The organism is Sphingobium phenoxybenzoativorans, from assembly GCF_018286635.1.
Classification (GTDB): Bacteria; Pseudomonadota; Alphaproteobacteria; order Sphingomonadales; family Sphingomonadaceae; genus Sphingobium; species Sphingobium phenoxybenzoativorans.
On the sequence record NZ_CP073910.1, the window covers coordinates 262,935 to 289,570 of the forward strand.

At 66.3% G+C, this 26,636-nt stretch carries 26 protein-coding genes and 1 tRNA gene; 15 read left to right on the plus strand and 12 right to left on the minus strand.

Annotated features, from left to right (window positions below; genetic code table 11):
* Positions 1-12 precede the first annotated feature (12 nt).
* The 5 genes from purH (at position 13) to KFK14_RS01380 (ending at position 5,932) form a co-directional block, all read left to right on the plus strand.
* Positions 13-1,602: a bifunctional phosphoribosylaminoimidazolecarboxamide formyltransferase/IMP cyclohydrolase gene (gene purH / locus KFK14_RS01360; RefSeq protein WP_212609605.1), complete on the plus strand. Its 1,590-nt coding sequence runs from the start codon at positions 13-15 to the stop codon at positions 1,600-1,602.
* A 192-nt stretch (positions 1,603-1,794) separates the two neighbouring features.
* Positions 1,795-2,124 carry a UrcA family protein gene (locus KFK14_RS01365; protein ID WP_070157687.1) on the plus strand — a complete coding sequence of 110 codons (330 nt, stop codon included), beginning with the start codon at positions 1,795-1,797 and terminating at the stop codon, positions 2,122-2,124.
* 90 nt (positions 2,125-2,214) lie between these two features.
* Positions 2,215-3,729 carry an NAD(P)/FAD-dependent oxidoreductase gene (locus tag KFK14_RS01370; RefSeq protein WP_212609606.1) on the plus strand — a complete coding sequence of 505 codons (1,515 nt, stop codon included), beginning with the start codon at positions 2,215-2,217 and terminating at the stop codon, positions 3,727-3,729.
* Between the two features lie 5 nt (positions 3,730-3,734).
* Positions 3,735-4,151, plus strand: coding sequence for a GtrA family protein (locus KFK14_RS01375; protein WP_212609607.1), 417 nt, complete (start codon positions 3,735-3,737; stop codon positions 4,149-4,151).
* Positions 4,148-5,932 carry a hypothetical protein gene (locus tag KFK14_RS01380; protein WP_212609608.1) on the plus strand — a complete coding sequence of 595 codons (1,785 nt, stop codon included), beginning with the start codon at positions 4,148-4,150 and terminating at the stop codon, positions 5,930-5,932. Before KFK14_RS01375 ends, KFK14_RS01380 begins: the two co-directional genes overlap by 4 nt.
* On the opposite strand, the gene msrB is transcribed toward KFK14_RS01380, so the two are convergent.
* The 3 genes from msrB to KFK14_RS01395 form a co-directional block, all read right to left on the minus strand.
* On the minus strand, positions 5,887-6,378 hold the full coding sequence (gene msrB, locus KFK14_RS01385) for a peptide-methionine (R)-S-oxide reductase MsrB (RefSeq protein ID WP_212609609.1): 492 nt from the start codon (positions 6,376-6,378) through the stop codon (positions 5,887-5,889). The two genes, KFK14_RS01380 and msrB, sit on opposite strands and share 46 nt — an antisense overlap.
* A gap of 90 nt (positions 6,379-6,468) precedes the next feature.
* A complete protein-coding gene (locus KFK14_RS01390; RefSeq protein WP_212609610.1) occupies positions 6,469-7,668 on the minus strand; it encodes an ABC transporter permease in 1,200 nt (399 codons plus the stop codon).
* Positions 7,665-8,624: an ABC transporter ATP-binding protein gene (locus KFK14_RS01395; RefSeq protein ID WP_212609611.1), complete on the minus strand. Its 960-nt coding sequence runs from the start codon at positions 8,622-8,624 to the stop codon at positions 7,665-7,667. The genes KFK14_RS01390 and KFK14_RS01395 overlap by 4 nt, the downstream gene beginning before the upstream one ends.
* Before the next feature lie 23 nt (positions 8,625-8,647).
* On the opposite strand from KFK14_RS01395, the gene queG reads away from it, so the two are divergent.
* On the plus strand, positions 8,648-9,706 hold the full coding sequence (gene queG, locus KFK14_RS01400; RefSeq protein ID WP_212609612.1) for a tRNA epoxyqueuosine(34) reductase QueG: 1,059 nt from the start codon (positions 8,648-8,650) through the stop codon (positions 9,704-9,706).
* 88 nt (positions 9,707-9,794) lie between these two features.
* Here queG and KFK14_RS01405 read toward each other — a convergent pair whose 3' ends face one another.
* Entirely contained in the window at positions 9,795-10,160 is a 366-nt protein-coding gene (locus tag KFK14_RS01405; RefSeq protein WP_070157695.1) for a hypothetical protein, read from the minus strand.
* Positions 10,157-10,825, minus strand: a complete 669-nt coding sequence (locus tag KFK14_RS01410) for an EI24 domain-containing protein (protein ID WP_212609613.1) — start codon at positions 10,823-10,825, stop codon at positions 10,157-10,159. Before KFK14_RS01410 ends, KFK14_RS01405 begins: the two co-directional genes overlap by 4 nt.
* A 106-nt stretch (positions 10,826-10,931) precedes the next feature.
* Here KFK14_RS01410 and KFK14_RS01415 point away from each other — a divergent pair, with 106 nt between their 5' ends.
* Positions 10,932-11,936: an adenosine kinase gene (locus tag KFK14_RS01415; RefSeq protein ID WP_246524804.1), complete on the plus strand. Its 1,005-nt coding sequence runs from the start codon at positions 10,932-10,934 to the stop codon at positions 11,934-11,936.
* Positions 11,937-12,153: 217 nt separating this feature from the next.
* On the opposite strand, the gene KFK14_RS01420 is transcribed toward KFK14_RS01415, so the two are convergent.
* The 3 genes from KFK14_RS01420 to tsaD form a co-directional block, all read right to left on the minus strand.
* A complete protein-coding gene (locus tag KFK14_RS01420) occupies positions 12,154-13,668 on the minus strand; it encodes a lipopolysaccharide biosynthesis protein (RefSeq protein WP_246524805.1) in 1,515 nt (504 codons plus the stop codon).
* 102 nt (positions 13,669-13,770) lie between these two features.
* A complete protein-coding gene (locus KFK14_RS01425; protein WP_212609614.1) occupies positions 13,771-14,742 on the minus strand; it encodes an NAD(P)H-dependent glycerol-3-phosphate dehydrogenase in 972 nt (323 codons plus the stop codon).
* Positions 14,739-15,773 carry a tRNA (adenosine(37)-N6)-threonylcarbamoyltransferase complex transferase subunit TsaD gene (gene tsaD, locus KFK14_RS01430; protein WP_212609615.1) on the minus strand — a complete coding sequence of 345 codons (1,035 nt, stop codon included), beginning with the start codon at positions 15,771-15,773 and terminating at the stop codon, positions 14,739-14,741. The genes KFK14_RS01425 and tsaD overlap by 4 nt, the downstream gene beginning before the upstream one ends.
* A gap of 45 nt (positions 15,774-15,818) precedes the next feature.
* Here tsaD and hemC point away from each other — a divergent pair, with 45 nt between their 5' ends.
* The 3 genes from hemC to KFK14_RS01445 all read left to right on the plus strand — a co-directional run bounded on the left by hemC (position 15,819) and on the right by KFK14_RS01445 (position 18,425).
* Entirely contained in the window at positions 15,819-16,760 is a 942-nt protein-coding gene (gene hemC, locus KFK14_RS01435; RefSeq protein WP_212609616.1) for a hydroxymethylbilane synthase, read from the plus strand.
* The gene (locus KFK14_RS01440; protein WP_212609617.1) at positions 16,757-17,431 is read left to right on the plus strand and encodes a uroporphyrinogen-III synthase; all 675 of its coding nucleotides are present in this window, start codon (positions 16,757-16,759) and stop codon (positions 17,429-17,431) included. The genes hemC and KFK14_RS01440 overlap by 4 nt, the downstream gene beginning before the upstream one ends.
* Before the next feature lie 142 nt (positions 17,432-17,573).
* Positions 17,574-18,425, plus strand: coding sequence for a hypothetical protein (locus KFK14_RS01445; RefSeq protein WP_212610975.1), 852 nt, complete (start codon positions 17,574-17,576; stop codon positions 18,423-18,425).
* A gap of 114 nt (positions 18,426-18,539) precedes the next feature.
* Here the strand turns inward: KFK14_RS01445 and KFK14_RS01450 are convergent, their stop codons facing one another.
* A complete protein-coding gene (locus tag KFK14_RS01450) occupies positions 18,540-19,283 on the minus strand; it encodes a L,D-transpeptidase family protein (protein WP_212609618.1) in 744 nt (247 codons plus the stop codon).
* Between the two features lie 137 nt (positions 19,284-19,420).
* Here KFK14_RS01450 and KFK14_RS01455 point away from each other — a divergent pair, with 137 nt between their 5' ends.
* On the plus strand, positions 19,421-20,134 hold the full coding sequence (locus KFK14_RS01455) for an alpha/beta hydrolase (protein WP_212609619.1): 714 nt from the start codon (positions 19,421-19,423) through the stop codon (positions 20,132-20,134).
* Positions 20,135-20,290: 156 nt separating this feature from the next.
* Here the strand turns inward: KFK14_RS01455 and KFK14_RS01460 are convergent, their stop codons facing one another.
* Positions 20,291-20,686, minus strand: a complete 396-nt coding sequence (locus tag KFK14_RS01460; protein WP_070156861.1) for an acyl-CoA thioesterase — start codon at positions 20,684-20,686, stop codon at positions 20,291-20,293.
* Positions 20,687-21,263: 577 nt separating this feature from the next.
* Positions 21,264-23,324: a S9 family peptidase gene (locus KFK14_RS01465; protein WP_212609620.1), complete on the minus strand. Its 2,061-nt coding sequence runs from the start codon at positions 23,322-23,324 to the stop codon at positions 21,264-21,266.
* Between KFK14_RS01465 and KFK14_RS24175 the strand changes: the two genes are divergently transcribed.
* Together KFK14_RS24175 and KFK14_RS01470 are read left to right on the plus strand one after the other, a co-directional pair.
* Positions 23,323-23,454 carry a hypothetical protein gene (locus KFK14_RS24175; RefSeq protein ID WP_281417172.1) on the plus strand — a complete coding sequence of 44 codons (132 nt, stop codon included), beginning with the start codon at positions 23,323-23,325 and terminating at the stop codon, positions 23,452-23,454. The genes KFK14_RS01465 and KFK14_RS24175 overlap by 2 nt on opposite strands.
* Positions 23,430-25,211: an aminopeptidase P family protein gene (locus tag KFK14_RS01470; RefSeq protein WP_212609621.1), complete on the plus strand. Its 1,782-nt coding sequence runs from the start codon at positions 23,430-23,432 to the stop codon at positions 25,209-25,211. The genes KFK14_RS24175 and KFK14_RS01470 overlap by 25 nt, the downstream gene beginning before the upstream one ends.
* A gap of 39 nt (positions 25,212-25,250) precedes the next feature.
* On the opposite strand, the gene KFK14_RS01475 is transcribed toward KFK14_RS01470, so the two are convergent.
* Positions 25,251-25,415, minus strand: a complete 165-nt coding sequence (locus KFK14_RS01475) for a hypothetical protein (protein WP_212611291.1) — start codon at positions 25,413-25,415, stop codon at positions 25,251-25,253.
* Positions 25,416-25,535: 120 nt separating this feature from the next.
* Here KFK14_RS01475 and KFK14_RS01480 point away from each other — a divergent pair.
* Both KFK14_RS01480 and KFK14_RS01485 read left to right on the plus strand, forming a co-directional pair.
* Positions 25,536-25,610: transfer RNA gene (locus KFK14_RS01480), tRNA-Thr, on the plus strand.
* A gap of 93 nt (positions 25,611-25,703) precedes the next feature.
* Entirely contained in the window at positions 25,704-26,615 is a 912-nt protein-coding gene (locus KFK14_RS01485; RefSeq protein WP_212609622.1) for a DMT family transporter, read from the plus strand.
* Positions 26,616-26,636: the final 21 nt, after the last annotated feature.

Sequence of the window (26,636 nt, forward strand, 5' to 3'; positions counted from 1 at the left end):
AAGGTCCAGAACGTGAAGAATGTGAAGATTGCGCGGGCGCTGCTTTCGGTGTCCGACAAGACCGGTCTTGCTGAACTTGGCGCGGCGCTTGCCAGCCATGGCGTGGAGCTGGTGTCGACCGGCGGCACGGCGAAGGCGCTGCGCGACGCCGGGCTGGCCGTGAAGGATATTTCCGACCTCACCGGCTTCCCGGAGATGATGGACGGCCGGGTCAAGACCCTGCATCCGAAGGTGCATGGCGGCCTGCTCGCCGTACGCGGCAATCCGGAACATGTCGCCTCGATGGACGAGCATGCGATCGGCGCGATCGATCTGGTGGTCGTCAATCTCTATCCCTTCGCCCAGACCGTCGCGAAGGGCGCGGAGCGCGAGGAGATTATCGAGAATATCGACATTGGCGGCCCCTCCATGGTGCGCTCGGCCGCGAAGAATCATGAAAGCGTCGCCATCCTGACCGACCCCGCCGACTATGCGCGCCTGATCGCGGAAATGGCGGAGCAGGGCGGCGCGACCAGCTATGATTTCCGCCGCATGCTGGCGGCAAAGGCCTATGCCGCGACGGCCGCCTATGATTCGATGATCGCAAGCTGGTTCGCTTTCGCCGATCAGGGCCTCGCCTTCCCGGAGACGCTGACCACCGGCGCAAAGCTCGCCTCCACCCTGCGCTATGGCGAGAACCCGCACCAGTCCGCCGCCCTCTACCTGCCGATCGGCCCCACCGCCAACGGCATCGCGCAGGCGGCGCAGGTTCAGGGCAAGGAGCTGAGCTACAATAATTATAACGACGCCGACGCCGCGCTCGAACTGGTCAGCGAATTCCGCGACGGCCCGCCGACCGTGGTCATCGTCAAGCACGCCAATCCCTGCGGCGTCGCCACCGGCGCGACATTGATCGAGGCGTATGAGGCGGCGTTCGCCTGCGACACGGTGTCGGCGTTCGGCGGCATCATCGCCGTCAACCGCCCGCTCGACGGTCCCACGGCGGAGGCGATCAGCGGTATCTTCACCGAAGTCGTCGCCGCGCCGGACGCCGACGATGCGGCGAAGGCGATCTTCGCGAAGAAGAAGAACCTCCGCCTGCTGCTGACCGGCGACCTGCCCGATCCCGCCCGGCCGGGCCTCGCGATGAAAACGATCGCGGGCGGCCTGCTGGTCCAGAGCCGCGACAATGGCCGCATCAGCCGTGATGAGCTGAAGGTCGTGACGAAGCGCCAGCCGACCCCGCAGGAACTGGACGACTGCCTTTTCGCCTGGACCGTCGCCAAGCATGTGAAGTCGAACGCCATTGTCTATGCCAAGGGCGGCAGCACGGCGGGCATCGGCGCGGGCCAGATGAACCGGCTTGAATCCGCGCGCATCGCCGCCTGGAAAGCGAAGGATGCGGCGGAGAAGGCAAGCTGGGCGGAACCGCGCACCATCGGTTCGGCGGTCGCCTCCGACGCCTTCTTCCCCTTCGCCGACGGTCTGCTCGCCGCTGTCGAGGCGGGCGCTACGGCAGTCATCCAGCCCGGCGGATCGATCCGCGACGAGGAAGTCATCGCCGCCGCCGACGACGCGAATTTGGCGATGCTTTTCACCGGGATGCGCCACTTCCGCCACTGATCTGACCGGAGTTTATCCGGATCAGCGAGACACAGCGTGCTCCTGCTTTCGCAGGAGTACGCCTCCTTCTAAACAGGGCAAAATTCAGCGGTCGTTTCAAAAAATGGCACTTTTGCGCCACTTTTTTTGAAACCCCTCTCCGCTTTGCACGTTCTTGGGTTCTGAGAGCGGGAGGCAAAGAGGAGACAGACCATGCACAGGAAGACGATCCTTGCGGCCGCTGCCGCCGCCCTTTTCATCCCCGCCGCCGCTTCGGCGCAGCAGGTGGAATCCGACGTTATCGTGACTGGCGACCGCACAGAGGAAGTGCGCTCGGTCGTCGTCTCGCTGCGCGATCTTGATCTGCGCGCCGACCGGGATGTGCGCGTTGCTGACGCCCGCATTCGTCGCGCGGCCAACAAGGTGTGCGACGACACGCCCGGCTCCAGCCTGATCGGCAATCAGGCGCGGTGTGTGAATGAGGCGTTCGGCAATGCGCGCGTTGACCTGAACAGTGCGGTATACGCCGTGCGCGCGGGCTGATCCGGCCGGTTCTTAAGAAAAATTAACCGTTCCTTAGAAGATTTCCTTCATTCCCTCGGCAGAGCGTAATCTCCGGGGGATTTTTCTGTAATGGCGTCTGCCCAGCAGTCTGTCGACGTGGCCATCATCGGGGCCGGGCCGGCCGGTCTTACCGCCGCCTATCTTCTCACGAAAAAGGGTTACAGCGTCACGGTGATCGAGAAGGACCCCGTCTATGTCGGCGGGATCAGCCGCACCGTGGAACATCAGGGATTCCGCTTCGATATTGGCGGCCACCGCTTCTTTTCGAAATCGCAGGAGGTCGTCGACCTCTGGAACGAGATTCTGCCGGACGATTTCATCCAGCGCCCCCGGATGAGCCGCATCTATTATGAGGGCAAATTCTACAGCTATCCCCTGCGCGCGTTCGAGGCGCTGATGAACCTCGGCATCTGGCGCTCGACCCTGTGCATGGCGAGCTACGCCCGCTGGAAGCTCAGCCCGAAAAAGGATGTGAAAAGCTTTGAGGACTGGGTGGTCAACCAGTTCGGCCACAAGCTCTATTCCATCTTCTTCAAGACCTATACGGAGAAGGTCTGGGGCATGCCCTGCGACGAAATGTCGGCCGACTGGGCGGCGCAGCGCATCAAGGGATTGAGCCTCGGCGCAGCCGTGCTCGACGGCCTGAAACGCTCGCTCGGCCTCAACAAGCGCCCGAATGACGGGATGCAGACCAAGACGCTGCTCGAAACCTTCCGCTATCCCCGGCTCGGCCCCGGCATGATGTGGGACGCCGCGCGCGATCATGTCGTCGCTGGCGGCAACCATGTGCTGATGGGCCATGCCCTGAAGCAGCTTGCGCAGGATCAGGTCACTGGCCGCTGGCGCGTCGCCGCGACCGGCCCGGATGGCGACATCACGATCAACGCCGCCCATGTCATCAGCTCCGCGCCGATGCGGGAGCTTGCCGGGCGCATCCACCCGATGCCCGCGACGATGGGCGAGGCGCTGGACCTCAAATATCGCGATTTCCTGACCGTTGCGCTGATGATCAAGTCGCCGGACCTGTTCCCGGACAACTGGATCTACATCCACGACAGCAAGGTGAAGGTCGGCCGCGTCCAGAATTTCCGCAGTTGGTCGCCCGAAATGGTGCCGGACAGCGACATCGCCTGCGTGGGCCTGGAATATTTCTGCTTCGAAGGCGACGGCCTCTGGTCGTCCAGCGATGAGGAACTGGTCGAACTGGCGAAGAAGGAAATGGCGATCCTCGGCCTCTGCCGCCCGGAGGACGTGACTGGCGGCGCAGTCGTGCGTCAGGAAAAGGCCTATCCGGTCTATGACGATCATTATGCCGCCAATGTCGCGGCGATGCGCGCCGACCTGGAGGAGACATATCCAACCCTCCACATGGTCGGCCGCAACGGCATGCACCGCTATAATAATCAGGATCATGCGATGATGACCGCGATGCTGACGGTGCGGAATATCGAGGCCGGCGCGCGCATCCACGACATCTGGAGCGTCAATGAGGACGCCGAATATCATGAGGCGGGCGATGAGGGGCAGCAGGCCGCGCTCGCCAGCGAACGGCTGGTGCCAAGCCGTCTGAACAAGGCGGCGTGAACCGGATGATTGCCGCGCTCCTGGGCCGGCTTCCCGGCATCGTCCGCATTACCTATGTCCGCTACATCGCGGCCAGCATCGGCGCGCTTGCGGTCGATCTTGGCCTGTTCCTGACGCTGATGGCGTCCGGCGCGCCCGCGATGCAGGCGTCCGCGACAGGCTATACCGCCGGCATATTGGCGCATTGGCTGTTGTCCAGCCGCACCGTATTCTCCGATTCCCTGGCCGTGCGCGGGCGCGCGCGAGGCAGGCAGCAGGCGCTGTTCCTGGCCTCCGCGCTCCTTGGCCTTGCCCTCACCGCGCTGATCGTCGGCGGCGGCGACATGCTGGGCGTCGATCCGCACCTCGCCAAGCTGGTTGCGGTCATCGTCTCCTTCCAGACAACCTATTTTCTGCGCAAGGCGGTGGTCTTTTCCCAATGACCCACCGCCGTTTCCTGTTGGCGGTCGGCGCCCTTGCCGCTCTGTGCTGCGGGATGATGCTGCTCGTCGAATGGCGCAACGTGCTGACGCTCGGCTTTCGCGATCCCGACGATGCGCTGCGCTATGTGCAGGTGAAGGATTTCCTCGCCGGGCAGAACTGGTTCGACGTGTCCCAGCATCGCGTGAACCCGCCCCAGGGCGGACCGATGCACTGGTCGCGCATCGTCGACCTGCCGATCGCCGCGCTGATGCTGCTGTTTCAGCCGATCTTCGGCGCGGCTGTGGCGGACCGCATCGCCGTCACTGTCACGCCCATGCTGCTCACGGCTGCGCTATTCTTCATGCTCGCCCTTGCCGTGCGCCGCATCGCCGGGCCGGTCGTGGCTGTGGTCGCCGCTGTGTTGCTCGCCATGTCGATCGGCATCCTCATCCAGTTCCACCCGACCCGCATAGACCATCATGACTGGCAGATAGTGCTGGCGGCGGTGACGCTGTGGGCGGCGTTCGACCCGGAAAAGCGCCGGGGCGGGACGATCGCGGGGTTCAGCGCCGCGCTGTGGCTTCATATTTCGGCGGAGGCTTTGCCCTATGCCGTGATGTTCGGCGGCTTCTTCGCCCTGCATGTCGTTCGCCTCGCGGCGGAATGGCCGCGGCTGCGCGCCTATATGTGGGCGCTGATCGGCGGATCGGCAGCGCTGCTGATCGGCGTGCACGGCTGGTCGGCGGCCTTTGCGCCCTATTGCGACGCCATGTCCCCGGTCTATCTGACGCCGATGCTGGTGGTGGCCGTAACCATGCCGCTCGCCTCCCATTATCTCGGCGAACATAGCGTCATCCGCCGTTTCCTCGTCATCGCCATCGCGGCGGTGCTGGGCGGCGTCGCTTTCCTGATCGATGGCGGAGCATGCCTGACGGGTCCGTTCGGCGGACTCGATCCCGTGGTCTACACCCAATGGTATACGCAGGTGCTGGAGGGCCGCCCCCTCTGGGAGCAGACCGCCACCACCGCCGCCGTGGTCGCCGGGCCGGTCCCGCTCGGATTTATCGGCTATTATCTGGCGGTAAAGGCCGCGCCCACCCCGGCGAAGCGCCTGGAATGGCTGGGCCTCGCCTTGCTGTCGCTCGGCGCGACGCTTGTGGCGCTGTTCGTCATGCGCGCCATGTCGGTCGCGCATCTGTTCCTGCTCGCGGGCAATGCCTGGCTGCTGCACAGCCTGTGGGTGCGGGCGCAGCGCATGCGCAGTCCGCTGCGCATCCTGTCCACCCTGTTCCTGTTCGCCCTGACGCCCCTGGGCGCGGAGGCGGCGATCCTTGCTATCGTCCCGTCCGACGATCCGGCGGAGGCCGCCGCTGATCGCAACGCCGTCGCCTGTTCGGGCATCGCCGGGCTGCGCGGGCTTGCTGCCCTGCCCAAAGGTACGATTTTCGCGCCGCTCGACATCGGCCCGTCAATCCTTGCTTTCACGCCGCATTCGGTGATCGCGACCGCGCATCATCGTAACAATCTGGCGATGAAGCGGGTGATATTGGGCTTTGAAACCGACACGGCGCAGGCCGCCGCGCTGGTGGCGGGTACGGACTATCTCGCTTATTGCCCCGGCTCCGGCGAGATCAGCCGCTACAGCCATAAGCGGCCGCATTCCCTGATGAGCGATCTGGAACAGGGCCGCACGCCGCGCTGGCTTCAGCCGCTGCCGATGGGCAAGGGCGAAAGTATCCGCGTCTATCGTGTCCTCTACACCCCCGGCACGAAGCGCATCGCCACGCCGTTCATGCAGTAACGCAGGCCGGTCGGCGGCGGTCCGTCGTCAAAGACATGGCCTAGATGCCCGCCGCACCGCGCGCAATGCACCTCCGTCCGCGACATGCCCAGCGTCCGGTCCGTCGACGTGCCGATCGCCTTGGGCAATGGCCGCCAGAAGCTTGGCCAGCCCGTGCCGCTGTCGAACTTGGTCTTGGATGAAAACAGGCGCTGGTCGCACCCGGCGCACAGGAAAGTCCCGGCCCGGTGCTCCCCGTTGAGCGGGCTTGTCCCCGGTCCTTCGGTCGCCGCCTGGCGCAGCACCGCATATTGGCCGGGCGTCAGCTTCTTCTTCCACTGCTCCGGCGTCATCGTCACGGGATAGTTTGCCGCGCTTGCCTCGTCTCCGCCCGCGAACAGGCCGGGCAGCGCCGCCACCAGCACCACCAGCCCCGCGCTGCCCAATAATTTCCGTCTGCTGATCATCGTCGGTCTCCGGCCCGCCTCGTCTATTCGCGCCAGCGCGCCAGAAAGTTACGCGCGGGCGAGCATATATATGCGTCCGCCGGAAAATTTTCAGGCGGCGGGTCCGGCTTTCCTGCCGAACAGGCGCTTTCGCCCGCCGCCGCCGGATTTCAGCACATTGCGCCGGAACAGGCGCACGCCGATGCGGATGATCAACGCCACCCACAGCAATTGCCAGACAATGGCCAGCAGATGCGGCCATATCGCGTCCGACTGCGCGGCGCGGGCGATCATGGCGAAGGGGGAACTGAAGGGGAAGATCGCGGCCGCGACCTCCGGCGCCTCGCCCATCCGGTTCACGGCATAGCTGGCGAAGAAGAAGATCACGACCTGGCACATGGTGATCGGCATGGACAGCGTCTGCACCTCCCGCACCGTCGACGCCTGCGCGCCAACGCCGATGAACAGCGACCCCAGCAGCGTATAGGCCGTCGCGAAATAGAGGAAGAACAGCAGCACGAACATCGGCCAGCCGATCGCCGGCGTCGGCATGGGAAAGCTTGTGCCCATGAAGAAGGCATAACCGGTCAGCGCCGTCAGGCCCCACACCGCGATGCCGACGAAGGACATGCCCAGCATTGCGATCAGCTTGCCCAGAAATATCGCGTCAACCGGTACGGCTGCGGCGAGTATCTCGATGATCTTGTTCGTCTTTTCCTCGACCATGTTGGACAGCACCATGCCCGCCAGCAACATGGTGAGCAGGAAAAGCAGAACCTGCGCCGTTCGACCCGTTACCAGCCGGGACTGCTGCTCCGATCCGCTGCTCGTCGATACAATGTCCTTCGCGATCGGCGTGTCAGGCATCGCCGATCCCGCACGCGCCACGCCGATCAGCAGGCCAAGGTCTCCCTCAAACTGCCGGATATCCGCCTCTTTACCGGTCAGGCGAGGCATGGACAGCGTGCCTGACAGCATTGCGACAGCCTTGGCGTCTTTGCCTGCCAGCATTGCCTTGGGGTCGGTTCCGGCGGGGTAGGGGCGCAGTACCGGCATTGCCTGATCGCCAATCTTCTGCGTTATTCGGTCCCGCGCATCCGTCAGCCGCTGCGTATCTAAGGCGGACATCGCCACGCCTACGGCGGGGCGCGAAACATCTTTGTCGATCTTGTCCCCAAAACTTTGCGCAAAGACGAAAATGATCAGCGGGAACAGCGGCCCCAGCAGGAACAGGATGAAGGTCTTGGACAGGATCACCGCGGTAAAATCGCGCTGGGCGATGACGAAGGCGGCGCGCAGCGTCTCGTTCATCCCTGCGCCTCCCCGGCTTCGGCCTTGCCCATCTCCCGCGCGGCGCTCTCGCCCGCAATGGCGACGAAGGCGTCGTGCAGTCCTGGCCGCTCGATCGACAGGCTTTCAATGCCCGCCTCGCCATCGACCAGCGCTTTCAACAACGGTTCGATGCCGCCGTCGGGCAGGGCGAATTGCCAGATATTGCCGTCCACCCGCGCATCCGGGGGCAGGGCGCTGCGCCATGGCCCGTCGCTGGCCCGCGTTTCCAGCCGCACCTGCGGGCGCAGCCGGTCGCGCGCCGTGCTCACCGATCCCTCGAACCGGATGCGTCCGCCCGCAACGATGGCGATGCGCTCGCACAGCCGTTCGGCATGGGCGATGACATGGGTGGAAAACAGCACCGTGACACCCGCCTCCGCTTCCCGCCGGATCAGCGCCTCCAGCTTGCCCTGGTTGATCGCATCCAGCCCGGAAAATGGCTCGTCCAGCACGATCAGCCGCGGCTGGTGAACGATGGTGCCCAGCAACTGCACTGTCTGCGCCATGCCCTTGGACAGCGACCGGATCGGTTTGTCCGCCGACGCCTCCAGCCCATGCCCCGCCAGCAATTCGCGCGCCCGCGCTCGCCCTTCGCGCAACGGCAATCCGCGCAGCGCCCCCATGAAGGCGATGGCCTCGGCCGCTTTCATCGACGGGTAAAGCCCGCGCTCCTCCGGCAGATACCCCACCTGCCGCGCCATCTTCAGCGGCTCCGTCTCGCCCAGCAGGGTGCGCTCGCCGCCATCGGGGTCGATAATGCCCAGCAGCATCCGCAACAATGTCGTCTTGCCCGCGCCATTGGGGCCGAGCACGCCGAATATGCTGCCTGCGGGCACGGCGATGTCGATGCCGTCCACGGCGCGGAAATCGCCGAATGTCTTGACAAGTCCCCGGCCTTCGACCGCATAGGGCTGGGTGATCTGATCGCCGGTCATCGGCGGCAGGATAGCCTCGCGACATGACAACACAAGCGGCCATTCCCCTCGAAGCCCGCCTGAAGGCGGAGGCGATCCGGCTCGGCTTTGCCGATTGCCGCGTCACGCGCGCCGACGCCGCGCCGGAGACGGCCGGGCGGTTGCGGCAATGGCTGGACGAGGGCCGCCACGGCGACATGCTGTGGATGGAGGAGCGGGCCGGACAGCGCGGGTCGCCCACGGGCCTGTGGCCGGAGGTCCGCTCGGTCATCATGCTGGGGATGAGCTATGCCCCGGCGCGCGATCCGCTGGCGCTCGCCGATGTGCCGGACCGGGGGCGCATCTCCGTCTATGCGCAGGGGCAGGATTATCACGACATAGTGAAGAAGGCGCTGAAGGCGCTGGCCCGCTGGCTAGTCGATGCCGCGCCCTGCGAATTGAAGGTCTTTGTCGATACCGCGCCGGTGATGGAAAAGCCGCTTGCCGCCGCCGCCGGGCTTGGCTGGCAGGGCAAGCATACCAATCTCGTCAGCCGCGATCATGGAAGCTGGCTGCTGCTCGGCGCAATCTACACGACGCTGGACCTGACGCCTGACCCGCCGTCCCGCGACACCTGCGGTTCCTGCACCGCTTGTCAGGACGCCTGCCCGACTAACGCCTTCCCCGCGCCCTACCGCCTCGATGCGCGCCGCTGCATCTCCTACCTCACCATCGAGCATAAAGGCCCGATCCCGGAGGAATTTCGCGCTGGCATTGGCAACCGCATCTATGGCTGCGACGATTGCCTGGCCGTCTGCCCGTGGAACAAGTTCGCCGACGCCGCGTCGGCCAACCGCGCCTTCCTCGGCCGCGCCGAACTGGCCGCCCCGGCGCTGGCCGACATCCTCGCCCTCGACGATCCGTCTTTCCGGGAGGTTTTCGCCGGCTCCCCCATCAAGCGCATCGGCCGCAACCGCATGGTCCGCAACGCCGCCATCGCGGCGGGGAACAGCGGGGATGCGGCGTTCGCGGATGTGCTTGGCAGGCTGGCGGGTGATGAGGATCCGGTGGTTGCGGAAGCGGCGGGGTGGGCGCTCCGAAGATTAAACCCCCGTTCGGGCTGAGCGAAGTCGGAGCCCTTCCCTGAACATAGTGAAGGGCCTTCGCTACGCTCTGGCAAACCCTTCGACTTCGCTCAGGGCGAACGGATAACTATTTCCCCGCCAGCGCCATCGCGCATGGCTGCTGCGCCGTGTCGCGCCCGTCCGGCAACCGCGTGTCGACATAGGTGACGACCGGCGTTTTCCCCTTGTCCGTCATGTAGAGATAGGCGTCCAGCACGCAGCGGCTGTTGGCGAATTGCAGTTTGCGCACGGTCTTTTCCCGAATGTCCAGGCGCGGCTGGCCGAACATCGCGATCAGCTTCTTCGCGTCCGCGCCCATCACCTCGACCGGCCGTCCATAGGCGCTGGCGGGCGGGGGAGGGGGCGCGGCGACGGGCGCGGCCTGCGGCACCGCGCTGCAGGCGGCCATGGCCAGCGGCAACAGCGCCGCCGCAACTTTCGATCCGCCTCTCATGCCGTCCTCTCCCGCCGCCCGTGCAGCACATGGACGGCCATAGCCGCGCTCCAGATCGGCGCAAGCAGGTTCGCGACGGGCACCAGGAACAGCAGCGCCGAAACGATGCCCATCGCCCATCGCGTGCCGTGCGGGATGGCGGGCAGCTCCGGATGCCGTCCCTCCACCATATCGGCCAGGTCCTTGCCCAGCAGATGCCCGTTCAGCGCCAGGAACAGCGCCAGCGTCCCCACGCCCGTCACCAGCAGCGCGATATAGAGGGGCAGGGCCAGCAGGTTCCATCCCACTGTCCGCAACAGGGATCGCAGGGCGAACCGCATGCCCACCGCCATGGACAGGCTGTGTGCGCCCGCCGCCGCCTGAGGATAGCTTTCCTGTTCCACGGCGATGACGATCGCGTCGGAAAACAGCCCAAGCACCGCCATCGCCACTGCGCGGAACAGCAGCCATGCCGTCAGCACGACGACGACGATCGCCGCTGCGGCCCCCGCCAGCCCGCCCTCGCTCCATCCCATCCAGACGAAAAAATAGCGCAGCCCGAATCCCGCGCCGATGCCCAGCGCCACGAATATCAGCAGCGTCAGCCCCAGCGACTTGGCCAGCACGGCGCGCGTCGCCGGATGGAATATCTGCGGCAATGCGCGAAAGAGCGCCTTCACGATCATGCGCCGACTATCCTGCCTGGCCTTCGCACCGTCAATGTGTCCGTTGCGCTCGGCTTTTGGGGCCAGTAGAGGGGCGGGCAACCGCTTTCCAATCCAAGGATGCTCCGTGACCGAAACCAAGTCCGCCACTCTTGATGTCGTCGCCATCGGCAACGCCATCGTCGATGTCCTTGCCCGCGCCGACGACGCCTTCCTCGCCGAACATGCGCTGACCAAGGGCGGCATGCAGTTGGTGGATACGGAAACGGCCGAGCTGCTCTACGACAATATGGGTCCGGGCATGGAGATCAGCGGCGGGTCCGCCGCCAACACGCTCGCCGGCCTTGCAGCGCTGGGCAAGAAATGCGGCTTCATCGGCCAAGTGTGCAAGGACCAGCTTGGCGATGTGTTCGCGCATGACATCCACACGCTGGGCATCGCGTTCGACACGCCCGCCCGTACGGAGGAACCGCCCACGGCCCGCTGCCTGATCCTCGTCACGCCGGATGGCCAGCGCACGATGAACACCTTCCTCGGCGCATCGCAGTTCCTGCCCGCCGCCGCCATCGACAAGGCGCTGATTCAGTCGGCCAGCATCCTCTATCTGGAGGGCTATTTGTGGGATCCGGCCGAACCGCGCGCCGCGATGCGTTCGGCCATCGCCATGGCGAAGGATGCGGGCCGCAAGGTCGCCTTCACCCTGTCCGACACCTTCGTCATTGATCGCCATCGCGACGACTTCCTCGCGCTGATCGAGGAAGGCATGATCGACATCCTGTTCTCGAACGAGGGGGAGATCACCTTCCTCACCGGCAAGAGCGATTTCGACGCCGCCGTCGCGGCGCTCGCGCCCAAGGTGCCGGTGCTCGTTTCCACCCGCAGCGAGAAGGGCGCGATCGCCGTCGTCGATGGCGTCCGCAGCGAAGTGCCCGCCGCCCCGGTCGCGGAAGTGGTCGACACCACCGGCGCGGGCGACCTGTTCGCCGCCGGGTTCCTCGCCGGCCATGTCGAGGGCCTGCCGGTCGCCGACTGCCTGAAACTGGGCGCGGCCGCCGCGGCGGAAGTCATCTCCCACTATGGCGCCCGCCCCGAAGCCGACCTGAAACAGATCCGCGCCAAAACCCTAGCCTGAGCTGCCCACAACCGTCATCCCGGCGAAAGCCGGGACCCATCTTGCCATGGGCACTTGGCGAGGAATGTCGGGATAGTTGGGTCCCGGCCTTCGCCGGGATGACGAGGCGTGAGATGAATCCTCTCGATCATCCAATACCATGTGCTCCTGCGCAGGCAGGAGCCCAGTCCCGCCATCTGAATTATGCTCCCAATTTCGCAGGAACGCGCTTCAGGGCTTAAACCTTCTCCCTCCGGAACAGCGCCCTGTCCTCCGGGCCGAAGCCGCGCCGCCAGATGACATAGGCGTAGACCGCCAGGATCGCGGGCACGCCGAACACCAGTTCCACCCATTCCAGGCTGCGGGGCAGGGCGACGAAGGCCGCGCCCATCAGCCCGCCCGCCGATGCCGCGACCAGCAGCGCCCAGCGCCAGGCATTGACCGGCGCGCCCAGCAAGCGCGCCAGCAGCCGCGCCTTCACCAGCGAGCTTGAGGCGAGCGCCAGGCACAGCGCCAGCGCCGGGGCGGCCGCCATCGCCAGCGGGCTTAGGTCCATCCGCTTCGCCGCAATGATCAGGGCGAAACTCAGCGCCGCCTGCAGCGCGATCATGCCCAGCGAGATCATCAGGTTGCGGTGCCGGGCGATATAGACCAGCGCGGATTCGCTCACCACCGCCGTCGCCGCGACCACTTCGGCCGCCAGCAGGAAGGCGAGCGCGCCCGTGCCGCCAACGAAATGCGCGCCGACCAGGCCCATCACCGCCTCACCCGGAATGCCCAGCGCCAATGCGATGCCCAGTTGCGCGGCGATGATCCAGAAGCCGACCTGGCTCACCTGCCGCGCGATCCCGGCATAATTTTTCTCCGCGATGTTGCGGGTGATGACGGGACCCAGGATCGGGTCGAAACTGGTTTTCAGCTTCTGCGGCAGCGATGCCACCTGCTGCGCGACATAATAGATGCCGACCACATAGGGCGTCGCGAACAGGCCGAGTATGGCCAGGTCTATGCGCCGCGACCCCCATTCTACCGCGTCGGCGGCGGCCAGCGGCAAGTTGCGCCGCGCAAGTTTCGCCATCCGGCCGGGGTGGGGCCGCCAGTCGCGGGGCAGGCCGAAATGGCGGTAGAGCGGGATCAGCGAGGCGACCAGCGCCGCCACCATCGACAGCACATAGGCCAGGATCAGGCCGTCGCGCGCGGAATAGAAATAGAAACCCAGCGCCGCGATGCTGATCGTCCACGGCTCTATGATCGACCGTGCCCGCACCGTCGCCTTGATATCGAACCGATAGGCGCAGGCCGCGAGCGCCACATCCGACAGGGCGACGGCGATGGCGATCAGGGGCAGCAGCCGGTCCAGCCCATTGATGCCGCTGTTCGGGAACATCGCCTGCGGGAAGGCGATCAATATGCCCGCCGCCACCAGCGACGCCGCCAATGTCACCAGCATCGCGTCGGCAATCACATGGGTATGCGGCTTCTCGGTCGTCGTCAGCGCGCCGGCCAGGCCGCGCTTCAGCCCCATCGTCGCCAACTGCGCGGCGAACTCGACCACCAATATGGCATAGGCGAAACGGCCCAGCGTCTCCGCGCCATACATGCGCCCGGCCACGAACAGGAAGGGCAGGCGCGCGGCCAGCCGCAGCAGGAAGCCAAAGACATTGGTCCGCCCGCCCTTGGCGAGCGCGGCGATGTCCTCATCGGTCTGCGTGGCGCTTCCCCCGCCGCTTCCTGAAGACGCCTCAATCGCCAAAGAAAAGGGGACCTCTCGCTCGAAGCTGCTTCTGTTTATCGGACAGTATGGGAAAATCTCGGATGAACGAAGGGAATATTAACGGTGCGGCGCCGCAGCGCCCTATTCGGGCCGGAGCGGTCTGGCAAGCAAAGCCTCGACGATCCGGTCGGTGGGGGCCTTGTCCTCCAGCAGCGCGCACACGGCCTCGACGATCGGCATGTCGACGCCCGCCTGCCGCGCTGCATCGCGCAGCACCGGCGCAGTGAACGCGCCCTCCGCCACCGTGCGCCGGTTCGCCAGCAATTCCCGCGCGGGCGTGCCTTCGCCCAGCCCCTTGCCGAGCGAAAAGTTGCGCGAATTGGTGGACGAGCATGTCAGCACCAGGTCGCCCAGCCCCGACAGGCCCGCCAGCGTTTCCGCCCGCGCGCCGCGCGCCTGCCCGAACCGGCCCATTTCCGCAAAGCCCCGGCTGATCAGGGACGCGCGGGCATTGAGGCCCAGCCCCGCGCCCTCGGCCACGCCGCACCCGATGGCCAGCACATTTTTGACCGCGCCGCCAATCTCCGCGCCCACCACATCGTCGGACAGATAGGGGCGGAACCCCGGTCGCGCGATCCGCGCCGCGATTTTCTGCCCCAGCGCCGGGTCGCCGCAGGCCAGCGTGATCGCCGTCGGCAACCCCTTGGCCACCTCATGCGCGAAGGTCGGGCCGGACAGGACGCAGATCGGCGAACCGGGCTGCGCCTGCGCCGCCGCCTCCGACATCAGCATGCCCGTGCCCGCCTCAATCCCCTTGGAACACAACACCAGCGGCTTGCCCGCGGGCGCATTGGCCAGAATGGCGCGCAGATGCTGCGCAGGCGTCACCACCAGCAGCGCGTCGCACGCCTCCAGAGCGCCCATGTCGCCGGTCGCGCGCACCCCGGCGGACAGCGGCACGCCGGGCAGGTAGAGCGAATTTTCGTGGGCGGCGTTCACGGCCTCCACCACTTCCGGCTCGAACGCCCAGAGCAGCACCTCCTCCCCGCCCGCCGCGCATACCTGCGCCAGCGCCGTGCCCCATGCTCCCGCGCCGATCACGCCGATCTTCATGCCTTCACTCCTGCGCCGCGCGCGGCTTCCGCATCCGGGTCCAGCGGCCAGCGCGGCCGCGCCGCCACGTCCAGCCCGTCGATCAGGCCGGCGGCGAATCGCTCCGCCCCGGCCCATCCGATCATCGCCGCATTGTCGGTGCACAGCCACATCGGCGGCGCGACGAAGGGCAGGTCATTGTCCGCCGCCAGCTTTTCCAGCGCGGCGCGGATCGCGCCATTGGCCGCAACGCCCCCGGCGACGACCAGCGCCGTGACGCCATGACTGTTGGAAAGCGCGCGCGCTGTGCGGTCGAGCAGGCAATCGATCACGGCCTGCTGGAAACTGGCGGCGATGTCCTCGACGCTGTGCTGTCCGGCCTGCGCCGCGCGCATCACCGCGCTTTTCAGGCCCGCGAAGGAAAAATGCGGTTCGCTCGTGCCGACCAGCGGCCGGGGCAGGGGCACCGCCTTCGCATTGCCCAGCGCCGCCGCCTTTTCCACCCGCGGCCCGCCCGGATAGCCAAGGCCCAGCAGCTTCGCCGTCTTGTCGAACGCCTCGCCCGCCGCATCGTCGATGGTCGTCGCCAGCCTTTTGTACCGGCCCACGCCCTCGACGCGCAGCAACTGGCAATGCCCGCCGGACACCAGCAGCAGCAGATAGGGGAATTGCAGGCTCTGGTCGGCCAGACGCGGCGACAGCGCATGCCCCTCCAGATGGTTGACCGCAATCAGCGGCTTGTCCGCCGCATGGGCCAGCGCCTTGCCGGTGACGAGACCCACCATGACGCCACCGATCAGGCCGGGGCCGGCGGTCGCGGCGATGGCGTCGACATCGGCCAGCGTCAGCCCGGCCTCTTCAAACGCGGCGGCAATCAGCGGCGTCAGCATCTCGACATGCGCCCGCGCCGCGATCTCCGGCACGACCCCGCCATAGGGGCGGTGCGCCTCCTCCTGCGTCGCCAGCCGGTGCGCCAAAACCCGCCCGTCGCCTGTCACCAGCGCCGCCGCCGTCTCGTCGCAGCTTGATTCCAGGCCAAGGATGATGGTCATTGCCGCTTCCCTCTAGTGCGCGCGGTGACTAGAGGAAAGCCGGATATGCCCAAACTGGACTTCCCCCTCCGCCTCGGCACCCGTGGCTCCCCGCTGGCGCTGGTTCAGGCGAACATGGTCGCCTCCGCCCTGTGCGCCGCGCATGGCTGGCCATCCGATGCCGTCCGCATCGTTACCGTCAAGACCAGCGGCGACCGGATTCAGGACCGGCCGCTGGCGGAGATCGGCGGCAAGGCGCTGTGGACCAAGGAACTGGACCGCGCTCTGCTGGATGGGGAGATCGATTTTTCCGTGCATTCGATGAAGGATGTGGAGACGATCCGCCCGGAAACAATCGCCATCGCCGCGATGCTGCCCCGCGCCGACATGCGCGACCGGCTGATCGGCGCGGACAGCATCGGCGCGCTGCGGCGGGGCGCGGTCGTCGGCACCAGCTCGCCGCGTCGCGCCGCGCAACTTCTGCGCCTGCGCCCGGATCTGTCGATCACCCTATTCCGGGGCAATGTCGCGACGCGCCTTGCCAAGCTGGAGGCGGGGGAGGCGGACGCCACCCTGCTCGCCGCCGCCGGGCTTGATCGCCTTGGTCAGCCGGATATCGGCGCGGCCATCCCGCTCGACGTCATGCTGCCCGCCCCGGCGCAGGGGGCGGTCGGGATTGAAACGCGCGCCGCCAACGCCGTGATGATCAAAATCCTCTCCGCTATCAGCGATCCCGATACGTTCGACTGCGTGATGGCGGAGCGCGCCCTGTTGCTGGCGCTTGGCGGCGGCTGCCACTCGCCGGTCGCGGCGCTGGCGCAGGTCGCGGGCGGCGACATCCACCTGCGCGCCGAAATATTGACCGGCGATGGCGGCGATTATGTGGGGGATGACGTCCGTTTCCCCCGCGCCGACGCCGCTGGTCACGCCTCCGCCCTCGGCCGCGCGCTGCTCGATCGCGCCAGCCCGGCCCTGCGCGGCCTGTTCGCGGGACGCAGGGTCGAATGAGCCGCCCGCTCCTCATCCTCCGCCCGGAACCCGGCGCGTCGCGCACTGCGCAGGCCGCCGCAGCACTTGGCCTTGCGGTGGATTGCTATCCGCTGTTCCTGACCACGCCCATCCCCTGGACCGGGCCGGAACCGCATTTCGTTGATGCCGTCATGTTCACCAGCGCCAATGGCGCGCGCCTCGCCGGGCCGCAGCTCGACCGTTACCGCCACCTGCCCGCCTATGCCGTGGGCGAAGTGACGGCGGAGGCCGTTCGCGCCGCCGGTTTCGCGCCGGTGCATGTGGGCACGCGCGGCGTGCAGGAACTGGCGGCGATGATCGCTGACCGGGGCCATCAATGGGTGCTCCATATTTCCGGCCGCGACATCCGCACCTTCGATCCCGGCGATCTGCGCGTCACTTCGGCCAGCGTCTATGCCTCGGTTGAGAGCGGTCACGCCGCCGATTTCGCGCCGCATCTCGTCCCTGGCGGCGTCATCCTCATCCACTCTCCCCGCGCCGGGCAGCGGCTTGCCGATCTCGTTCCCCCCCCCGTCCGCGCCACGCTGCACATCGCCGCGATCAGCCCCGCCGCGCTGGAGGCCGCAGGCGGCGGTTGGGCCAGCGGCCACGCCGCCGCCCGGCCGGACGATGCGGCGCTACTGGCTCTTGCCGCCGGATTGTGCGAATGATTGGCGGGGAACGGACGTCAGGGACGGAAAGTCAGGGGCGCAAAGTGTCAGGAACCGGGCGGCGATGAACGACGAGGATAAGCCAGTTACCGGCTCCGCCGCCGCTCCGGCCGCCACTCCGGTCGACGCGCCGGAACCCTATATGCCGGTTGCCCCCGCTCCGCCTCGCAACAGCCGCAGGGTGCTCGTGCTTATTCTGGTCGGCCTTGCCTTTCTCGCGGGCGCGGCGCTGGCGGTCTGGGCCTTCCCTTATGTCTCGCGCCTCTGGACGCCACAGGTGGCCGCGCCCGAACATGTCCCGGTCCTTGGCGTCGCGCAGCGCAGCGCCACCCTCGCCGCGGCCCGCCCGATGGATGCGACGAGCCAGGACCTGCTCGACGTCCGCATCCGGGAGCTGGAGGACCGCCTTACCCGAATCACGGTGGAGGCGCAGGCCGCATCCGGCAACGCCGCCCGCGCGGAGGGGCTGCTGGTCGCCGTCGCCGCCCGCCGTTCGCTCGATAGCGGCGCGCCGCTTGGCTATGTCGAGGGGCAGCTTCGCCTGCGCTTCGGCCAGGCGCAGCCCCGCGCCGTCGCCACCATCATCAACGCCGCGCGCGAGCCGGTGACGCTCGCCGATCTGGAGGCGGAGCTGGACGCCATCGGCCCGCATCTGACCGGCAATCCGCCCGACGCGAGCTGGTGGACGACCTTCAAGAATGAAGCGCGGCAAATGGTCATCATCCGCAAATCCTCCACCCCCTCGCCTTTGCCCGACCGCGCCTACCGCCGCGCCCAGCGCCTGCTGGAATCAGGCCGTGTCGACGCCGCCCTGGTCGAAGTCGAGCGTCTGCCCGCGCACGATGTCGCCGACCGCTGGCTGCAGATGGCCCGCCGCTACCGCGAGGCGCGCCGCGCGCTCGACCTGATCGAGACCGCCGCGATCCTGGAACCGCGCCAGATTCGCACCGGCGACGGCGCGGCCGTGGCGCAGCAATCCCCGCTGGCGCCCTGATTCATTCGTAAAATCCCGTTCGCCCTGAGCTTGTCGAAGGGCTGCACTTCTTCTTCAGAAGAAGGACACGGCTTCGACAAGCTCAGCCCGAACGGATTGAATGAAAACCCCCGGTTAATCCCCCAGCACCTGCGGCGCATAGGCCAGCCGCACGGTCTGCGACCGCATCGCCTCGATCCGGTCCCATGCCGCCCAATGCGCCTGCCTGCCGCCAACCATCTCCGGCGCGCCTGCGTCCAGCGCATCCAGATCGATGGTCAGATAGACGGGTTCGGCCGGTTCCGCTGGCCCGGCGGGCATGCGCGGGGCGATGTCGCTGATCACCACCCGCACGCCCAGCGCCGTCGCCGCGAACAGCTTCCGGGCAAAGGCCGTGGGCACCCGGATGCAGCCATGCGACGCTGGATAGCCCGGATTTGCCCCCGCATGGATGGCGATCCCGTCCCAGGTCAGCCGCTGCATGAACGGCATCGGCGCATTGCTGTAGAGGTTGGACCGGTGCCACTGCGCTTTCTGCAATATCTGATAGTCGCCCACCGGCGTCTCCCGCCCCGGCGACCCGGTCGAGACCGCCGCCATGCCGATCAGCCTGTCTCCGCGAAAGACGTAGAGCATCTGCTGCGGCAGGCTGACCGCGATGGACAATGGGCCCTGCGCGGCGGGGTCGTCGTTCCAGATATGCCGCCCCGGCGCGAGGTCCGCCTGCGCGAAGCCGCCGTCGAACATATCCTGCCCAGCCCCCTGCAGCCCCTCCTGCGCAACTGCCTGCCCCGGCCGCAATGACAGGAGCGCGGCGCTGGCGGCGATCAGGGCAAAGGCAAGGGCGGGCAACGCCCGGAGGGCCGGAATCGGGAGCATGCGGCCATCATCCCGTTCCCGCCGGATGACGGCAAGAGGCCATCGTCCCGATTTTTTGCGACGAAACGCCTGTAAGATTACCGCAATCGACGGGTCATAAATCTTTCATAAATGCGGACCGTCCGTATAAGGGCTGGATGGCAACCATTCTCGCCCCCCACGATTCCGCCGCGGTCCCGGCCGCCCTTGCCCCTTCGGCAAGGATGCTGGCGCGCGAGGTGCGGGCGTTCGCCTATATGCGCTGCATGTCGGCTTTCGGCCGCGCCGTGCCGCTCAGCGAATCGGGAGAGGGCCGCACGGTCGTCGTCATTCCGGGCTTTCTGGCGTCGGACAGCACCACCGCGCGCCTGCGCAAATCGCTGGAAAAGGCGGGCTTCGCCGTGCATGGCTGGGGCCTTGGCCGCAACCGGGGCGTGACCGCGGATATCCTGGAACGACTCGACGCGCGCATGGCCGCGCTCGGCGTGGAGGGTCCGGTGACGCTGGTCGGCTGGAGCCTTGGCGGCCTCATCGCCCGCGAATATGCCAAATATGCGCCGGAACGGGTGGAAAAGGTCATCACGCTGGGCAGCCCCTTTTCGGGCAGCCTGCGCGCCAACAACGCCTGGCGCGTCTATGAGCGGATCGCCGGCCATCCGGTCGATCGCCCGCCGGTCGCTGTCACCCTGCCGGAAAAGCCGGTCGCCCACACCATCGCCTGCTGGTCCGCCCGCGACGGCGTGGTCTCCCCCGCATCGGCCCGCGGCCGCTCCGGCGAACGCGACCGCGCGCATGAGCTTGACTGCACCCACATGGCGTTCGTCGCCCACCCCCGCGCCATCCGCACGGTCGCGAAGCTGATTCTGGACTGATCCTGCGTCTCACCCGTTCGGGTGCGAATATTAGGTTCCGTTCGGGCTGAGCGAAGTCGAAGCCTCCCGCTGAACGCAGTGAAGCGCCTTCGCTACCGCTCAGGCAAGTCCTTCGACTTCGGTCAGGACGAACGGGTCAGGTGTCTCACTGTATCGCTAATCCACAAACGGCGCGGCGACCTCCGCCGGCACCCTTAATATCCGCCCCGTCGCGCGCTCCACGATCGCCCAGGTGGTCTTCGCCGCAACCTTCACCTTGCCGTCCGCGCCGGTAAATTCCATCAGCCGGTCGAACCGCGCCCCGCGCGGCGCTTCCCCCACCCAGGTTTTCGCGGTCACTGTCTCCCCGGACTGCACATTGCCGCGATAGTCGATCTCATGCCGCGTCACGACCCAGGCATAGGTCGCGACATGCGCGGGATCGGCCGCCGCCTCCCAATGCATCGTCGCCACATCCTGAATCCACCGGACCCACACGGCATTGTTGACATGCCCCATCTCGTCGATGTCGGCATCCGCTGCGGTGATGGTTGTGATGAAGGGCGGGGGCATGGGAGGGATATAGGCGATCCGGTGCAGCCTTGGGAGGTGAGGGAGTTAAGCATCCAGCTTAGTTTCTGCGTCACCCCGGACTTGATCCGGGGTCCCGCTCTCTTCCCGCAATAAGCTAAGCTCAAAGGCAGCGGGACCCCGGGTCAAGCCCGGGGTGACAAGGTGAACTATTGCCCCGTAACCCCATCTGCCACAGTATAAGCGAATAGGCTTGTTTCGACCAGTTGTCGCCGTTCAAGCCCCTGCCACTTAGCTCCATAGCTGCTTAGGGAGTGTAAATGTCGAAATACTATGTCGTGCTATTGGTAGCCGCGTTGGCGATAGGGGGCATAACTTATCATATTAAGGTCCAGCCATTCTCTCCTTGTGAGGATGGACATTGCCCGAACAAAAATCGCCCCGAATATCTTCACGCGGTCAAATCCGCTGAGCAGAGAACCCTTGCCGCTCAAAGAGAGGCACCATTTTGGGGGGTGGGCGCATTCGCTGCCGCTATGGCGTTGGGTGTTGCTTGGCAGTTTAGAACGCCGCGGCCTTCATAGCGGACTGACAGCATTCCACCCATCTCAGCTAAACCCTACCCCGCAACCCCCATCTGCCACAGGATGAACGCAAACTCCTCGGCCACTTCGTGCAGGCTCTCGAACCGCCCCGACTTGCCGCCATGCCCCGCGCCCATATTGACCTTCAGCAGCAGCGCGGCGTCATTGGTCCGCGTCGCGCGCAGCTTCGCCACCCATTTGGCCGGTTCCCAATAGGTCACGCGGGGATCGTTCAGCCCTGCCGTCACCAGCGTCGGCGGATAGGGCTGCGCAGTCACATTGCTGTACGGGCAATATCCCCGGATCGTCTCGAACGCCGCCTTGTCCTCGATCGGGTTGCCCCATTCGGGCCATTCGCCGGGCGTCAGCGGCAGGGACGCGTCCATCATCGTGTTCAGCACGTCGACAAAGGGCACATGCGCCACCACCGCGCCCCACAGGTCCGGGTCGCTGTTCATCACCGCGCCCATCAGCTCGCCGCCCGCCGATCCGCCGGAAATGCCGATCCTGCCTGCGCTGGTCCATCCGCCATCGATCAGCGCCTTCGCGCAATCGACGAAATCGTTGAAGGTGTTGGTCCGCTTCTCCAGCTTGCCGTCCAGATACCATTGCTGGCCGAGGTCATCGCCGCCGCGGATATGCGCCAGCGCAAAGGCGAAGCCCCGGTCGAGCAGCGACATGCGCGCGGTCGAAAAGCCCGGCTCCATCGCAATGCCATAGGCGCCGTAGCCGTAGAGATAGAGCGGCCCGCTCCCGTCCCGCTTGAAATCCTTGGGATATACAATCGAGACCGGAATCTGCGTCCCGTCCCGCGCCGGAATCAGCAACCGCTCGGTGCCATATTTCGCCGGATCATAGCCCGAAGGGATCACCTGCACCTTGAGCACGGTCAGGCTCTCATCCTTCACGTCATAATCATAGACGGTCGCGGGCGTGACCATCGATTCATAGCTGAGCCGCAGGACGGAGACGTCATATTCGGGATTGTCGTCCAGCCCCGCCGAATAGCTGGCCTCCGGGAAGGCGATGCGCTTCGCCGCATGGGTGGCGTAATCGCGGATCTCCACCTGATCCAGCCCGTCCTCGCGCCCTTCCGTGACGTAGAAATTCTTGAACAGCGTGAAATCGGTGAGGTAAAATCGCGGGGACGCGGCGATCACTTCCTCCCACTGATCCGGGGCTGCGATGTCCGCCTTCGCCAGCCGGAAATTGGGGTGGGTGTCGTTGCTGCGGATGAACAGCGTGCCGTCATGCTCGTCCACATCATATTCGCGTCCCGGTTCGCGCGCCGACACCAGCAGCGGCTTGGCTGTGGGGTCGTTCGCCGGCACCAGCCACGCCTCGGTCGTCACATGGTCGCCGGTGGAAATGACGATCCACTTTTCCGATGAGGTCAGGCCGACGCTGACGCGGAATCCCTCGTCATCCTCATGGAACAGCTCGACATCCTGCTCGAACGAGGTGCCGATGCGGTGCAGCCGCGCATTGTCCGTCCGCCAATTCTCGTTGGCCAGGCAATAGACGATACCCTTGTTATCGCTCGTCCACACCAGCGCCGACAAGGTGCCGGGGATGACGTCCGGCAACAGCTCGCCCGTCTCCAGATCCTTGATCCGCGCCTCGAACCGCTCCGACCCGTCCGTATCGGTGGCGAAGGCGAGATAACGCCCGTCCGGGCTGACCGATAGCGTGCCCAGCCGGAAATATTCATGCCCCTCCGCCAGCGCCGGCTCGTCCATGATCAACTGGTCGTCGCCGCCCTTCGCCGGTTTGCGATACCATTTGCGGTACTGCGCCCCCTCCTCGAACGCGCGCCAGTAAACCCAGTCGCCATCCTTTTGCGGCACGGAGGAATCATCCTCCTTGATCCGCCCCTTCATCTCCTTGAACAGCGTGTCGGTCAGCGCCTTGTGCGGCTTCATCGCCGCCTCGAACCAGGCGTTTTCCGCTTTCAGATGGGACAGCACATCCTTGTCCGTCACCTTGGGATAGCCGGGGTCGCGCAGCCAGGCATAGGGGTCGCTCACCTCATGCCCATGCGCGGTGAAGCTGTGCGGGCGCTGCTGGGCGACGGGTGCAGATGTAGGAGCTGTCATGAAAGCGTTCATCCATTGGCAGGATTTGTTGGACAAGGGGGTGCTGGCGCGGGGCGAAAGCCATGCCTATGTTGGGTCGCAATCTGTTGAAGCAAGGAAGTCGCAATGTCCACCTATGAAGACCGTCTGAAGGCGCTGCGGGAGCAGCTCAGGAGGGACCGTCTGGACGGCTTCGTCGTGCCCCTGACCGACGAGCATATGAGCGAATATGTCGGCGCCTATGCCCAGCGCCTCGCCTGGCTGACCGGGTTTCAGGGGTCGGCGGGCAGCGCCGTCGTGCTGCCGGAGGAAGCCGCGATTTTCGTTGATGGCCGCTACACGCTGCAGGTGCGCGAACAGGTGGACGGCAGCCACTGGCAATATCAGAGCGTGCCCCAGACCAGCGTCGCCGCATGGCTTGGCGACAATGCGGGGCAGGGCGCGCGCATCGGCTATGACCCATGGCTGCACACCAGCGCCTGGGTGAAGCAGGCCAGCGCCGCGCTGGCGGAAAAGGGCGCCAGCCTCGTCGCCGTCGACACCAACCCCATCGATGCCGTCTGGCCCGACCGTCCCGAACCCAGCCGGGCGAAGCTGGTCGTGCATCAGGAGCAGCATGCCGGGCGCGGCGCGGCGGCCAAGCGGCAGGACATGGCCGACTGGCTGGTCGCGAAGAAGGCCGACGCAGCCATCCTGTCCGCGCTCGATTCGATCGCCTGGACCTTCAATATCCGCGGGCAGGATGTGGAGCGCACGCCGGTCGCGCTCGCCTATGCCATCGTCCATGCCGACGCGACCGCCGACCTCTATGTCGCGCCGGAAAAGATCGACGAAGCCGTGATCAAGCATCTGGGCAACGCCGTGCGCGTGCATGACCGTTCGGCCTTCGCCGACGCCTTGCACGCCCTGTCGGGCAAGGCCGTGGTCGCCGACCCGGAACGCGCGGTCGCCGCGATCTTCGACGCGCTGGAATCGGGCGGCGCGACCGTGCTGCCGCTGCGCGACCCCGCCGTGCTGCCCAAGGCGATCAAGAATGAGGTTGAGATCGCCGGACACAAGGCCGCGCAGAAGCGCGACGGCGCGGCGCTCAGCCGCTATCTGCACTGGGTTTCGACCGAAGCGCCCAAGGGCGGCGTGACCGAACTCTCCGCCGCCGACCGTCTGCGCTCCTTCCGCGAGGATACCGGCATGCTGAAGGACCTGTCCTTCGACACGATCAGCGGCGCGGGGCCGAACGGCGCGGTCGTCCATTACCGGGTGGAGGAAAAGACCAACCGCCCGCTGGAGATGGACAGCCTCTATCTCGTCGATTCGGGCGGCCAATATGTCGACGGCACCACGGACATCACCCGCACTCTCGCCATCGGCGCGCCCACGGCGGAGATGCGCCGCCGCTTCACCCTGGTATTGAAGGGGCATATCGCGCTTGCCCGCGCCATTTTCCCGAAGGGCGCGCGGGGCGGGCAGCTTGATGCGCTGGCCCGGCAATATCTCTGGGCCAACGGCCTCGACTACGCCCATGGCACCGGCCATGGCGTCGGCAGCTTCCTGTCGGTGCATGAAGGGCCGCAGCGGATCGCGACCTTCAGCGGCGGCGACGAACCGCTCCAGCCCGGCATGATCCTCTCCAACGAGCCGGGCTATTACAAGACCGGCGAATACGGCATCCGCATCGAAAATCTGGTGCTGGTGGTGGAAAAGGATATTCCGGGGGCCGAACAGCCGATGCTGGGCTTCGAAACGCTGAGCTTCGCGCCCATCGACCGGAACCTCGTCGATCTCGACGTGATGGACCCCGCCGAACGCGCCTGGCTCGACGCCTATCATGCGCAGGTGCTGGCGATTGTCGGCCCGCAACTGGATGGCGAGGCGAGGGCGTGGCTGGACCGGGCCTGCGCCCCGCTTTAGCGTGGATTCAGAGGGGGTTCGGGCGCTTCCCGCCGCGGTCTATAAAGGCTCGACACCCTCGCGTTCCTCATCGCCTTCGCCGTTGCTTTCGCCGCCCATGCGTCCACCGGCGGCGCTTTCCCGCGCCTGCCCCTTGCGCCGCCGCAGATTCTCGCGCAGCGACTGCGCCAGGCGGCGTTTGCGTTCCTCATTCCCGTTCGTCATTGCAAAACCCTAGCGAAATCCGCGCCATCCCGGCAAGCCGCCTTGACAATGGGGATGCACCGGGGCCATAGGCCCGCTTCCGGCGTCCGGGGCAGGCTCCCCGCGCCCGAAAAATGGTATGCTGCCGTAGCTCAGTGGTAGAGCGCATCCTTGGTAAGGCTGAGGTCGTGAGTTCAATCCTCACCGGCAGCACCATTTTCTTTAGATAATATCTCTCCCCTCATTACCGTGCCCTGCAGCGCCGCTTTCGCCGTCGCCACCGGCGACGCTTTTGCCTAAAGCGATAAAATGACCCCATCTTCAAAAATGGTCCGGGCCTACGCCATGCTGGCGCTGGTCATGCTTTTCTGGGCGGGAAACACCATCGTCGCGCGCGCGGTGCGGGACGATATTCCGCCTTTCACGCTGGCCTTTGTGCGCTGGACCGGCGCATTTCTGTTTCTGCTGCCTTTCGCCTGGCGCGCGCTTGCGCGGGATCGCGCGGCGATATGGGTGGGCTGGCGGATGCTGTTGCTGCTCGGCCTTGTCGGCGTGGCCGGGTTTAACGGCTTTCTCTATTGGGGGCTGCATTATACGACGGCGACCAATGGCCTGTTGCTGCAAGCGGCGATCCCCGCGCTCGTGCTGGTTTGCGACGCGCTGTTCTTCCGCCGGCGCGCGGGCGTCTGGCAGGTCGCCGGCGTTCTTCTGTCGACCATAGGCGTTGCGATTGTCGTGATCCGCGCGGACCTTGCCGTGCTGGCGGCGCTGCATCTGGGCTTTGGCGACTTGCTGATCCTGTGCGCCGTGTTCGGCTGGGCGGTCTATACCAGCCTGTTGAGCGTCCGCCCGCCTATCCATCAGCTCAGCTTCCTTCTCGTCACCTTCCTGATCGCCGCACTGGCGATGTTCCCCCTGATGCTTGGCGAGTGGCAAGAAATCGCCCGGATAGAATGGCGGCCCGCCGTCATCGGCGCTTTTGTCTATGTCGCGCTCCTGCCTTCGGTGATCGCCTATTTCCTGTTCAACTCGGCCGTGGAGCAGATTGGCGCGGCGCGCGCGGGGCAGACGATCGGGCTGATGCCGCTGTTCGGCGCGGGGCTGGCGGCGCTGCTGCTGGGCGAACCGCTGCATGGCTATCATCTGGCGGGCATGCTGCTGATATTTGCGGGCATAGCGATCACTGCCCTCCTGCATCGGGATTCCGTTCCGGGGCGATGACCCTTTCACCCCCTGTTCGGC